This window comes from Acinetobacter colistiniresistens (assembly GCF_000413935.1).
In the GTDB taxonomy this organism is placed as follows: Bacteria; Pseudomonadota; Gammaproteobacteria; order Pseudomonadales; family Moraxellaceae; genus Acinetobacter; species Acinetobacter colistiniresistens.
In genome coordinates, this window is record NZ_KE340378.1 from 62,379 (window position 1) to 74,802 (window position 12,424).

10 protein-coding genes are annotated in these 12,424 nt (G+C 41.2%); 5 read left to right on the forward strand and 5 right to left on the reverse strand.

Annotation, left to right across the window (positions count from 1 at the left end; genetic code table 11):
* The first annotated feature begins 228 nt into the window (after nt 1–228).
* Nucleotides 229–2,172, forward strand: coding sequence for an acetate--CoA ligase (gene acs, locus F907_RS15015; protein WP_005275583.1), 1,944 nt, complete (start codon nt 229–231; stop codon nt 2,170–2,172).
* A gap of 55 nt (nt 2,173–2,227) precedes the next feature.
* Here the strand turns inward: acs and F907_RS15010 are convergent, their stop codons facing one another.
* Nucleotides 2,228–2,773 carry a cysteine hydrolase family protein gene (locus F907_RS15010; protein ID WP_005275585.1) on the reverse strand — a complete coding sequence of 182 codons (546 nt, stop codon included), beginning with the start codon at nt 2,771–2,773 and terminating at the stop codon, nt 2,228–2,230.
* Nucleotides 2,774–2,877: 104 nt separating this feature from the next.
* Between F907_RS15010 and F907_RS15005 the strand changes: the two genes are divergently transcribed.
* A complete protein-coding gene (locus F907_RS15005) occupies nt 2,878–3,291 on the forward strand; it encodes an AsnC family transcriptional regulator (protein ID WP_016651346.1) in 414 nt (137 codons plus the stop codon).
* Between the two features lie 75 nt (nt 3,292–3,366).
* Here the strand turns inward: F907_RS15005 and sfnG are convergent, their stop codons facing one another.
* Both sfnG and msuE read right to left on the reverse strand, forming a co-directional pair.
* Nucleotides 3,367–4,473, reverse strand: coding sequence for a dimethylsulfone monooxygenase SfnG (gene sfnG, locus F907_RS15000; RefSeq protein ID WP_005275589.1), 1,107 nt, complete (start codon nt 4,471–4,473; stop codon nt 3,367–3,369).
* 25 nt (nt 4,474–4,498) lie between these two features.
* On the reverse strand, nt 4,499–5,239 hold the full coding sequence (gene msuE / locus F907_RS14995) for an FMN reductase (protein WP_005275590.1): 741 nt from the start codon (nt 5,237–5,239) through the stop codon (nt 4,499–4,501).
* Nucleotides 5,240–5,589: 350 nt separating this feature from the next.
* Between msuE and F907_RS14990 the strand changes: the two genes are divergently transcribed.
* Nucleotides 5,590–6,240, forward strand: coding sequence for a response regulator transcription factor (locus F907_RS14990; protein WP_005275592.1), 651 nt, complete (start codon nt 5,590–5,592; stop codon nt 6,238–6,240).
* Between the two features lie 122 nt (nt 6,241–6,362).
* Here the strand turns inward: F907_RS14990 and omp33-36 are convergent, their stop codons facing one another.
* The gene (gene omp33-36, locus F907_RS14985) at nt 6,363–7,259 is read right to left on the reverse strand and encodes a porin Omp33-36 (protein ID WP_016651347.1); all 897 of its coding nucleotides are present in this window, start codon (nt 7,257–7,259) and stop codon (nt 6,363–6,365) included.
* Between the two features lie 732 nt (nt 7,260–7,991).
* Between omp33-36 and F907_RS14980 the strand changes: the two genes are divergently transcribed.
* On the forward strand, nt 7,992–8,825 hold the full coding sequence (locus F907_RS14980) for an OXA-286 family carbapenem-hydrolyzing class D beta-lactamase OXA-670 (protein ID WP_016651348.1): 834 nt from the start codon (nt 7,992–7,994) through the stop codon (nt 8,823–8,825).
* Between the two features lie 655 nt (nt 8,826–9,480).
* Nucleotides 9,481–11,202, forward strand: coding sequence for a GGDEF domain-containing protein (locus F907_RS14975; protein ID WP_016651349.1), 1,722 nt, complete (start codon nt 9,481–9,483; stop codon nt 11,200–11,202).
* A gap of 47 nt (nt 11,203–11,249) precedes the next feature.
* On the opposite strand, the gene F907_RS14970 is transcribed toward F907_RS14975, so the two are convergent.
* Nucleotides 11,250–11,966: a YoaK family protein gene (locus F907_RS14970; protein WP_016651350.1), complete on the reverse strand. Its 717-nt coding sequence runs from the start codon at nt 11,964–11,966 to the stop codon at nt 11,250–11,252.
* Nucleotides 11,967–12,424: the final 458 nt, after the last annotated feature.

A 12,424-nucleotide genomic window follows, 5' to 3' on the forward strand; every position in this document is an offset into this window, starting at 1 on the left:
ATAATCACTTATTTTAAAAACAAAAAGCATAGACAAGCAGTTCAAATTTAAATTATTTTGAGTAAATTTTTGAAAATAAGTCCGTCGGAACAGTATAAAACTTCTACGACCAAAGCCGCATTGTTTGCCTTTGTAAATGGTGCCCATACTGCAAGAGAGAACAAAACATATCCAAAAGAATAGGTGAGAACATCTAGGATATGAGATAAAAGACCAAGGAAGTAAGCTATGAAAGACATCTACCCAGTGCCTGATAAATTCAAAGAAACGGCAAGAATCTCGGAAGCAGACTATTTCAAACGTTATCAGGAATCCATTGAACAGCCTGAAGTTTTTTGGGCGGAACAAGCAAAAAAAATTGACTGGATCAAGCCTTTTACGCAGGTGAAGAATACCAGTTTTCAGCAAGATAACTTTAAAATCGAATGGTTTGCCGATGGTGAGTTGAATGTCTCTGCAAATTGTTTAGATCGTCATTTAAAAGATAATCCATTAAAACCTGCCATTATTTGGGAAGGTGACCATCCATCGCGCCATAAAATTATTTCTTTTGTTGAATTGCATGATGAAGTCTGTCGTTTTGCCAATGTGCTCAAAAAACAAGGCATTGGCAAGGGCGATCGTGTGGTGCTGTATATGCCAATGGTGCCTGAAGCAGCCATTGCCATGTTGGCCTGTGCACGGATTGGTGCAGTGCATTGTGTGGTTTTTGGTGGCTTCTCGCCAGATTCATTGGCGAGCCGTATTGAAGATAGTCAGGCGAAATTGGTCATTACCGCCGATGCGGGGATGCGTGGCGGTAAGTTGCTGCCACTCAAAGAAAATGTGGATGCGGCTTTAGCGATTGCTGGAACGGACAGTGTCCAAAATGTGATTGTGGTACATCGTACTGGTAATCCGATTCAGTTCAATGCGAACCGTGATATTTGGTATCACCTTGCGATTATGGAGGTGGATGAACACTGCCCACCCGAGCCGATGAAAGCCGAGGATCCGCTATTTATTCTATATACCTCAGGCTCGACCGGAAAACCGAAAGGGGTACTGCACACCACTGGCGGTTATCTGGTGTATGTGAATACGACCTTTAGAGAAGTCTTTGACCTAAAAGAAGATGATGTGTATTGGTGTACCGCAGATGTGGGCTGGATTACAGGGCATAGTTATTTGCTTTATGGTCCATTGAGCAATGCCACCACCACGGTGATGTTTGAAGGGATTCCACAGTATCCGACATGGGCACGTATCGGTCATGTGATTGATAAGCACAACATTACGATTCTGTACACGGCACCGACTGCGATTCGTGCCATGATGCGTGAGGGTGATGCCTATGTCCGTGAAAGTAATCGTAGTAGCCTACGTTTACTGGGTTCAGTTGGTGAGCCAATCAACCCAGAGGCATGGAACTGGTATCACGAAGTGGTCGGTGAAGGGCGTTGTCCAATTGTCGATACATGGTGGCAAACTGAAACAGGCGGGATTTTAATTTCACCACTGCCAGGTGCAACCGCACTCAAACCTGGTTCGGCAACCCGTCCATTTTTTGGTGTGCAACCCGCACTGGTGGATGGTGAGGGCAATGAGCTGCAAGGTGCAACCGAAGGCAATCTGGTGATTAAAGACTCTTGGCCTGGACAGATGCGAACCATTTGGGGCGACCCAGAACGCTTTATTGAAGCCTATTTCTCTACTTTTAAAGGCTGCTATTTCACTGGTGATGGCGCCCGTCGGGATGAGGATGGTTATTTCTGGATTACGGGACGTGTCGATGATGTCCTCAACGTTTCAGGGCATCGTTTGGGTACTGCCGAGATCGAGAGCGCTTTGGTGGCACATGAGGCGGTGGCTGAGGCTGCAGTGGTCGGGATGCCGCATGAAATTAAGGGTCAGGGGATTTGCACCTTTGTGACTTTACAGGCCGATGTGGCGGAATCTGAAGAGCTACGTAAGGAGTTGGTGAATTGGGTGCGTAAAGTGCTTGGTCCTGTGGCAACCCCAGATGCATTGCATTGGGCGCCGGCTTTACCTAAAACCCGCTCAGGCAAAATCATGCGCCGTATCTTGAGAAAGATTGCGGCCAATGAGCTGGATAGTTTGGGGGATACTTCAACGCTGGCTGAGCCTGCGGTCGTAGAGGCTTTAATTGCCACGGTCTATCCAAACCGATAAATCAATTCAAATGAACAAGAGCGCTTGATGAAGCGCTCTTTCTATTTTATGTGGATCATTTATGTGTGGCTAAAAAATCTTCGGTATTTTGTACTGTCGCAAAGAAGCCTAATGCCGATAGAAAAGCAGTTTGCACATCAGCGGCTTTGACAGTTTTGCCATCATACTCAAGGTCACGGGTTGCGGTGGCATCGGCGATCACAATCGGCTGATAACCCAGTTCTTTGGCGGCACGTGTCCCCGAATCAATACAGACATGGGTCATCATGCCGGTAATCACTAGTTGTTCTACCTGATGTTGTTCCAGTACTTTTTGAAGATCGGTGTCTAAGAAACTATTTGGAAAATGCTTTTCGATAATAATTGAACTGTCAGTAGCTTTAAGCTGAGGATGCAATTCAACACCGATGGTATTTTCCTGAAAGAAACTGGCTGAGGCAGGATTAATATGCTGGATATAAATAATCGGTAAATTGTTTTGGATAAAATGATCTTCTAACTGGTTGGTATATTGCAAGGCAAGCTCTGGATTGACCAGTTCCATTTTGCCATTTTTAAAATAATCGTTTTGCACATCAATAATCAGTAAGGCCTGTTTCATTATGTTTACTTCCAAGATTAAGATAAAACAAGCATAGGGTGAAACAGAGAAATCGGCTATATTCGGGTGAAAGCATTGTTACTGGTTTTATTTCGTACTGAAAAATGAATATTGAACTTGATCTGATCGACTTAAAAATTATTGAACTTTTAAAACAGGATTCTCGCCTGAGCCATAAAGAAATTGGATTGCGCGTACATCGTACAGGGCAGGCTGTTGGTGCGCGAATTGCTCAATTGATGGATGTGGGTGTGATTAAAAACTACACCATCGCGATAAAATACGAGCATAAACAATTCATTCAACTGTTTATGAATGATCAGCAAGCTTTTATCGAGGTTGAACGACTGGTTAAACAATACCAACAGGTGGACGAGTGTTTTAAAATTCTTGGCAATGCCTGCTATATGATTGTCAGCCATTTTAATCCATCGCAATTAAATGAATTTATTGAACAGTTATCGAAATGGTGTCGTTATTCAGTTGAAACAGTCATGCGAGAAATTGAGACGACTTAAAATAAAAAAGCCCCAAGCCGAGCCTTGGGGAGGATGTGTATTTCTTTTGTTTTTCTTCTTGTTTAACGCTGAAAACTAAGCTGATTTCGCTGCGAGATGATGCTCCTGTTGTTGTTCGAGTTGACGGACCAGCGGTAGAACTTTTTCTCCAAAATATTCAACTTCCTCAATGAAATGCAGAAAGCCAGAAAGAACAAGATCCACCCCCACATTTTTTAAGGCCACAATCCGCTCTGCAATCTGTTGCGGTGTGCCAATCAGGTTGGTTTTAAAGCCATCGTTATATTGCACCAGATCATCAAAGGTTGATTTTGCCCAGTTGCCTTCACGTTCGGGTGCTGCTGCGCCAGCTTCACGGGTGGCATCACCAAAGGCATTCACCGCCTCAACATTGGCTTGTGCAATGATTTCATTCAGAACCGCTCTGGCTTCCTCTTCCGTATCACGGGCGATGATAAAAGCATTGACCCCAATCTTGACCTGCCGATTGGCCTGTTTGGCTTTGCTGCGCACATCATCGACCTGCTTTTTGATTTCTTCGACACTATTGCCATTGGTAAAATACCAATCGGATACCCGTGCAGCCATATCTCGTGCAGCACGGGAACTACCGCCCTGAAACACTTCGATCGAAGGTTGTTGCAGTGGTTTCGGCTTGAGGGTGTAATTCTGAAACTGGTAATACTTACCATCAAAGCTGTAATTGTCAGTACTCCAGACCCCTTTCAAGGTGCGGATAAATTCCTCTGAACGCACATAACGTTCATCATGTTCAGGCCAAGGTTCACCAATGGCATCAAATTCGCCACGAAACCAGCCACTGACCACGTTAATGGCAATACGCCCTTGGCTAAGATAGTCAATGGTCGCCAGCTGTTTGGCAGCCAATGCGGGCTTCCAGGGGCCAGGCAGGATGGCAGCAATCACCCGAAGTTTTTCAGTTTTCGCCAGTAGCGCATGGCTAAAACTCACTGATTCATGTTGGTTTTCTGCGCCATATCCTGCGGTAAAGCGGATCTGGGTCAGCGCATATTCAAAACCGCTTCGTTCTGCCGCCTGTGCGAGACGAACATTATAGTCATAGCTCCAGTCGGTACGTTGTTCAATGTTGCTTACAACGAGACCACCACTCACATTGGGAACCCAGTAGGCAAATTTAATTGCGGATGCTGTTGTCGTCATCGTTGTATCCTCCATTTAATCAGGTTTATGCGACGTGGGTTAAATTCTTGGCTGACTTGGGATGTAAGCGAGATTCAGCTGCATCCAGATCAGGGACGGCCGCAGAGGGGAGTACTTCTGCCTGCTCAATCTGTTTATTAATCCCGAGATTCTGATTGGCCTGTTCAGTTTTGGTTTTAATGGCTGCAGCACGCTGTCCTTTAGCTGGCGCCCATTCTAGAATCGGTAAGGCACGCGCCACCGCCAAGGTGACTCGATCAGATAATTGCTCACTTTTCACGGTATATTCAGGGGTGAAATCACGATCTGTTGCATAGACCCCAATTGGCAATGTCTGTGCCTGAAAGAAGCTAAAGAGTGGGCGTAATTGATGCTCTAACACCAGTGCATGACGGTCACTACCACCCGAGGCGGCCAGTAATACAGGGACATCGACCAACGCCGTCTGTTCAACAAAATCAAAGAAGTGCTTAAATAAACCTGTAAAAGATGCACGATAAACAGGGGTGCCGACAATCAGGGCATCTGCTGCTTCCACCGCAGCAAGATCATCTTGTACCCGTTGCGGTAGCTGATTGCGATAAATTGCGCCACCGAGTAAAGGTCCAATTTCGCTGAGTTTGACAAAATGTACTTTGATATTAATTGCTTCTGAAAGTTCATCCAGAATCGCCTGAACCAGACTTTCTGTTTTTGATGGACTGTTTAAACCGCCAGATACAGCAACGATATTGAGTGGGGTTAAGGGAGTATTGTGATTGGACATAATAACGGCCTAAAAGATCATTTCGAATTGCTATTTATTTATCTATAGCTCGACCTCGGCTGTAAAATAAGGAAATGCTGCAAGCTTATCTTTTTTATAGATATATCCATAATTTGCTTTAGATTGATAACAATCAATATTTAATTCACTGTTTCTACTGAGTATTTATCGTTGTTTTTTTATTTATGATGATATTGGTGTGGTTTATATGAATATTTGATTTATTTTGCGCGAAAAGGAAATAAATCAATGCTTATGCTTGACCTCAGCTGTAATTGAAAATAGGCTTAGACGGATTGAATTTAAATAAACATCGTACAGTGACGTACTTGCAGACAGCTTAAGCGCTTATGAATATTTTAATTGTAGACGACCATCCACTCTTTAGACATGCTTTGATTCAAGCGGTTCGTTATAGTTTGCCACAAGCGCAGATCCAGGAAACGGCCGATGTTGATGAGTTCTATGCGCGTTTAGAACATGGTGCAGAGCCTGATCTGGTCTTACTGGATTTGAACCTTCCGGGCGCATCAGGTTTTTCTGCTTTGGTTTATGTGCGCGCGCAATATCCTGCGATTCCAATTATTATTGTTTCAGCCCACGAAGAAGTTTCGATTATTCAACGTGCCATTGCACACGGTGCCATGGGTTATATTCCAAAGTCTTCACATCCAAGTCATATTGGTGAAGCGATTAAACATGTATTAGAGGGAGAGATTTGGTTACCGCCGAATTTACCAAGTCATGCCAGCTTTGATCCTCGTGCAGCAGATGAAACCGCTTTGGCGGAACGTTTACAATCGCTGACTCCACAGCAGTTCCGTGTATTGATGATGGTGGCAGAAGGCCTACTGAATAAGCAAATTGCTTATGAACTAGAGGTATCTGAGGCAACCATTAAAGCGCATGTAACTGCAATCTTCCGTAAATTGGGCGTACAGAACCGTACTCAGGCGGTTTTGGCGATCAGTGCATTGAATATTGAAGATAAGAAGATGTAATACTTTCAAATGAGTATCTGAATCTCACAGTTTATTGAGATTCAGAGAATAAAAAACCAGTTCATCAGAACTGGTTTTTTATTATGAATTAAGTCTTCTCAAATGAGAATCTTAACTCAATATTAGAAACGGAACTTCGCGTTTAAGCCAACAGTTTGCGTATCTACGTTTGCATGTACTGCATTCGCATTTACGTAGCTAGCACCTACAGCTACAGCTGGAGTAATGAAGTAGTTTACGTTCGCACCCCAAGCAGATTTGATTGGAGAGAAGTTGTCGTTAGCTGGGTTTTTGCTGAAGTTTGCTTCAGCATAAGAAGCACCAACGCTTAACTGAGGTGTTACATAAAGATCAGTTTTTAAACCGTAAGCTTGGTTTTCGCCGTATACAAGGCCAGTTTCAAAACCTACAGCCATATTTGTACCGTCGATGTTACCTACGTATTTAGTACGTGCAGTTACAACGTCTTGTTTGTCACCAATTGTTGCTGCATCAGCTACAGCGCTGAATACGCCATTTTCAAGAACTTTGTTTGCATCTAAAGCAATTTGGTCAGCAACACGAGCATAACCTACAGCAACCAAGAAGTTAGGTACAACCATAGCACCAAGTTCTACAGAGTAGCGGTCGCCATTGTCTTTAAAGTTTTCAACTTTAGTTTGAGAGTGGTTATATGCAGCACTTACATAAGCAGGTACATATGGAGTTGGAAGGTAAGCTTCACCTTTCACACCAAATGAGTTGTTCTTAATAGTTTGTACTTCATCACCGCTTAATTTTGCATAGCTATAAGCAGCAGAAACATTAGAAGCTTGGTTTAAGAATGCAGCTTCAGCTAAAGGACCTTTAGAAGCATCTACATTTTTGAAGTAGTAAGTACCTTTAGCAGCACCAGTATAGTCTTGATCATTTAAAGCTTTTGCTTCAATGAATTCAGACTGACCTTGAACTTCGTATTGGTATGCATGAGCGCCGGTCATGGCTAAAACTAGAGCAGTGGCTAAACCGAGTTTTTTCATAATGATTTCCAGCTTTAAAACAATTAAAGAGTAAAGTTGGAGCCATTGTATTGTAACAAAGTATGAAGTCAATGTAATAAATTGGGCCGTGGGATCAGTGCGTAAATCTCGACCGAGTTGTGGTTGAAAATTAATCACTTGAAAGTAATCTTGTCAACCAATTATAAAATACATATCTAACAAATAGATAAGTTTATTTTTGCACAAGATAATGAATGAAATAATAATGTCACATCGCTCTTTTTTTAATTGGTTTAAACGATAATATTGATCGTTTTTTTCATTCAATTAATTCTTCTTAATGTCATAATCCACCGGTAGAAAATGTGAGATCAAATTCTATTCTCGCTTTTTTTGCGACAAACTTTACAATTTTATGATACTTATTCTCAATTAATATAAACTAAAAATCACGAGAAAATCGGACTTTTAATGATCAATTAACAAAATCGATTGTAACAATAAATCCGATCTATTTAATCAACTTTACTTTTTGAGAGCTGATTCACATAATACAAAGCAAGGGATATCTAATTTGCATTTAAATATCTCATAACATTTTCTTTTAAGTATTTTGATGTTTTTACATCACTGTTTTACTAGCTCGGCTTTCCCCAAGGCTGAGCTTTTTTTTATCTGTTTTTTAAAATTGTAGATGAGATAACGCTACAGAATAAGTCTGTTAAAAGCCTTATAGTGGCGAATTTATTCCACTTTTCCTGTTTGATGATCATGTCGAAAAAATTAAAATGCCTAGCGCTTCTTACGCCATTAATTTTGATCCTTCCATTGACTGCTTGTCAGAGTTCTAGCCAAAAAAAACAGCAAGTCGTGTCATTAAATGAGCAACAGCGGGTGGCGAATTTATTCCAGCAGGCGCAAACAATAGGGGTTTTGGTCATCTATGATGGCAAACAAATTCAAACATACGGCAATGCAACACGCCGTGCAGATCAACGTTTTATCCCAGCCTCAACCTTTAAAATACTGAATGCACTGATTGGTATACAGCATCATAAAACCACGCCAAATGAAGTCTTTAAATGGGATGGTCAAAAACGTGCCTTTAGCAGTTGGGAAAAAGATTTAAGTTTAGCTGAAGCTATGCAGGCATCGGCTGTACCTGTCTATCAGGAGCTAGCGCGACGCATTGGTCTAGAACTCATGACCCGTGAGGTGAAGCGTGTTGGCTATGGCAATAAAAATATTGGAACCCAAGTCGATAATTTTTGGTTGGTCGGGCCTTTGAAAATTACACCTGTAGAAGAAGTTCGATTTGTCTATGCATTGGCCAAGCAAAAACTACCGTTTGACCAGTCAACTCAACAGCAAGTGAAAGGCATGTTATTGGTGGATGAGCATCAGGGAACCAAGATCTATGCCAAGAGCGGTTGGGGCATGGACGTTACCCCGCAGGTTGGATGGTGGACAGGTTGGATTGAACAGCCAAATGGCAAAATCATTGCATTTTCACTGAATATGCAAATGAGCCAACCTGAGCATGCAGATGCACGTAAAGTGATTGTTTATCAAGCATTGCAAGAGCTGGGATTGTTAGCCAATTAAATATTCAAAAAAAGACCCAACTTTTGGGGAAAGCTGGGTTGAGAAAGGATGTTTAGCTTGGGGAGAGAAACATCCTAGAGGGTTTCGCTTTTAAATTCTCAAATCTTTCTATGCTTAAATTATCTGTCTTGAAGGGTGATTTGTAAAATTGATAATTTTTATTTTTTAAATAGGATTTTTCGATTCAAATGCAACTGGTCTAAAAGTTCTAAATTTCTTGCAGATGTGCTTGCAGATGAGTGAATGATGGGCTATATGTTGCCACTAAGGGCTTGAATGCGTTTTCACAATTCATTATTAATAAATTGAATAAGATGAGCGGTATTATGAGTATTAATTCTAAGATCATTTTAGATCAAGTTATTCAGAAAAAAGTGCTCTGATTTTTATCTTGAATTAAATCCTTATCCAATTTTTAAAATATTTATTATAGAAATATAAATAGTTTAGATGATTTAAATTAAATAAAAATCATTCTCAAATTTAATCCTGAGTAATAATTTAGCGCTTGAAACAGCGATTAAATAAAATCAGTCTTGATGACTGTAACCAAAAACCTCGGTTTAAGCGTGGTAGTGTGATTTATAATTCAGGTAAAATTGAGTTCTGTTTAAAAATCCATTGAGATCGTTTTTGAAAAGTGCAAGGTGTGTGAATGGGGCGTAAATTAAAAAGCTCAAAATTACGTTCTGAGCAGATTAGCCGTCGTCTTTTCTTTTGTATGATTGCCATTATCTTTTCAATTTTTTATCTCTCTCTTCCTTTAATTATCAATAGCTATCAAGAATATATAAAATCTGAGCAAACCCTGACGGAAATTACCAGTCTTCGAGCGCTGGTCAAAACAGCGAATAAGATTTCCAGAGAGCGGGCACCTTCAAATAAAGTGATGTCAAGCCAAGCAGATGTCTTATTGAAGAATCAAAAAGAATTAGAAGGATACCGTAACGGGGTTGATGCGCAAATTGATGACACGATTGAGGTGTTAAAACAAAATGGGTTTAAGTTGATTGCGCATGAGTTGGAAACGGACTTAAAAGTTAAGTTAGCTACAGCACGTCATATTGTCGATGTATATGCCAATACCCCACAGAATGAGCGCACGTCAAAACAATATGATCATGCTATTTTATCGATGTTCAGTGTTTGGGATGAAAGTCGTGAGTTTTTAACTTGGTTGTTGGTGCGTTCAAATAGCAAGAACAGCAGCATGTCGAATTACTTTACCTCAATCCTGATACTGACCGATATGCGCGACCAAGCAGGACGAATTGCCTCGAATATTATGGCGCCGGTGACTTTTGATGAAAAAATTCCAGATGAAAACCGAGCAAGAGCATTACAAACCCAACATCAAGCGGTTTATCTTTGGGAGTTAATTGATACCATTCAGCCTGAACAATCGAAAACGCCAGAATATGTAAGTTTATATCGACGTGTGAAAACGGAGTTTTTAGATCGGGGATTACCGATTATTGCGCGTTTGCTCGATGAAAGTAAAAACAATAAAGCATACTTTCTCTCGGGGACTGAACTGACTGAACGGATGGTGGGGAAATTTACCCCAGTCATGGATCTACAAAATTATATTCTTGATTACAGTATTGCTGTAGCCGTTGAGCAGAATAAGTTAGCGAAGCGACAGTTTATTTTTACCCTGTGTATTTCAAGCCTATCTTTGCTGATTGCAATTTTCACTATGATTTATGCCAAGAGAAGAGTATTCAGTCCTTTGATTCATGCCCGTAATATGATCTTGCGTCTCTCGGGGACTTCGGATGTGCTTCCTGTAAATAAAAATAATAAGGAAGAGTTTTTCTCGCTATTTGAAGCGATTGATAAATTAAAAGGCATGCTAAAGCAGCGTGATACGATGGAGTTGCAACTGAAGAAAATTGCAAATACGGATGTGTTAACAGGCGTTGCTAACCGTTTGGCTCTGGATGAATATATTCAAATGCTTGAATCCAAGCCTGAGTCATTGTCACAGACCTGTGTGATTGCCATTGATATTGATAATTTTAAGTTCGTGAATGACCAGTATGGACATATTGTGGGGGATCAGGTGATTAGCATGATTGCCGATCAGCTGAAACATAATGTGCGGGCGTCGGATTTAATCGTGCGTTATGGTGGTGATGAGTTTTTGGTGGTCATTGAAAATATCCAAATGGGTGCGGCAAGCGTCGTGGCTGAGAGTATTCGCTCGGCAATTTTAAAAGAGCGGATTATGGTTTTGAATGGGGCTGAGTCGATTCAGGTTTCGGTCAGTATTGGCGTTGCGATAGGGGCGCAGAGTTGGCTAGAACTGTTAGAAAAAGCGGATCAATCGTTATTAAAAGCGAAGTCGAAAGGGAAGAATGCCGTACAGTTTTGATCTTCGCCCTTCGCTTATTTGCGCTAACTTCAAGTTATTCTTTTTTATTATGCTTGTGAAAAGCCAAAGTCCGACTCTCGATAACACAGGTAAGTCATGAGCAAGATGGGCACAATGATACAGATAAAAGAAAACAGGATATATGCGAGGGCGCCTAGCAATGCACCGAAGGCAAAGGAAAGCACACTCGGTAAAATCTTTGAAATATTCTGCCGAGCTGAATCCTTGGTTTCGCTGGATGAGGTGGTTGAACCATACGCGATGACGGTATCAATGGTCAGTTGAGCAATGTTGCCAGTCATCAGTGTAGAGGTTGCCATAGATGATAATAAAGTACGAATGACAGCATTGCGGATTCCCATGGCAGAAATGCCCAGCATTGCCGTAATAATTGCACCCGTGTCCACTAAGCTCTCAAATGGACTGAAAAAAATACCAGCCAGCATGAACAGGGTGAGCAAGAGCGTCTCAGTAATCAAAAAAGCCAGAAGAATATTCGGATATCTCTGTTTCCAGCGTTGTTCACACCAAGCCGTGATGCCGATGGTTAGGATAAAACTGCCCAAAAATAAGGCCCATACTCCGAGTCCACCCAGAATGGTTTCTTTACCTGCGGTAACGATATAACCGGTAACATGATTGGTGTAAATACCGAATAAGGCAATAAATCCCACAGTATTCACCCATCCTCCAACAAAAGCCAGAATGGATGCTTCATGGTAATGCTGCCAACGTTCTTTAACTGGAATATAGCGTTTAGGCATAAAACAATAAGCTCTGGATGAACAAAGGACTTTATTGAATAAGTTATTCTTTATTTCTGCTTAACTTATCCGCTTTGCAGTTCCATCGCTGATTGATATTCCTTTAAGCTGTGAACAGGGTAGATCTAAGAAAGAGAGCGTATTTTTCTATGCTGAATAAAACGCTCTATAGCCATTATATTTAATACAATTATCTTGGTTTGAAAATTGAGCTGTACACTATTTAAACGAAAATATTTAGAATAACTAACATATAGGTAAGGGTTAATGATGCTTGGGTCTTTTTATCGTTTTAAGTCTTGTTGATTGTAAAATAGCGGAACAGTACATGGTACTTTAACTGGGCTTGGTGCTAAGCAAGCCTGGATTGATATTGCTGCGGTTAAATAGACTTGATCCGTGAATGAGTGCCTGCCTTAAAAGGATGGGGTAAATTCAAGCTAGAGAGATGGAACCAG

What these genes read in the sequence shown, in the direction of transcription:
- omp33-36 (WP_016651347.1), bottom strand. Translation starts at nt 7,259, where the DNA reads ATGAAAAAACTCGGTTTAGCCACTGCTCTAGTTTTAGCCATGACCGGC.
- F907_RS14980 (WP_016651348.1), top strand. Translation starts at nt 7,992, where the DNA reads ATGTCGAAAAAATTAAAATGCCTAGCGCTTCTTACGCCATTAATTTTG.
- sfnG (WP_005275589.1), bottom strand. Translation starts at nt 4,473, where the DNA reads ATGACGACAACAGCATCCGCAATTAAATTTGCCTACTGGGTTCCCAAT.
- msuE (WP_005275590.1), bottom strand. Translation starts at nt 5,239, where the DNA reads ATGTCCAATCACAATACTCCCTTAACCCCACTCAATATCGTTGCTGTA.
- F907_RS14990 (WP_005275592.1), top strand. Translation starts at nt 5,590, where the DNA reads ATGAATATTTTAATTGTAGACGACCATCCACTCTTTAGACATGCTTTG.
- acs (WP_005275583.1), top strand. Translation starts at nt 229, where the DNA reads ATGAAAGACATCTACCCAGTGCCTGATAAATTCAAAGAAACGGCAAGA.
- F907_RS15005 (WP_016651346.1), top strand. Translation starts at nt 2,878, where the DNA reads ATGAATATTGAACTTGATCTGATCGACTTAAAAATTATTGAACTTTTA.
- F907_RS15010 (WP_005275585.1), bottom strand. Translation starts at nt 2,773, where the DNA reads ATGAAACAGGCCTTACTGATTATTGATGTGCAAAACGATTATTTTAAA.
- F907_RS14970 (WP_016651350.1), bottom strand. Translation starts at nt 11,966, where the DNA reads ATGCCTAAACGCTATATTCCAGTTAAAGAACGTTGGCAGCATTACCAT.
- F907_RS14975 (WP_016651349.1), top strand. Translation starts at nt 9,481, where the DNA reads ATGGGGCGTAAATTAAAAAGCTCAAAATTACGTTCTGAGCAGATTAGC.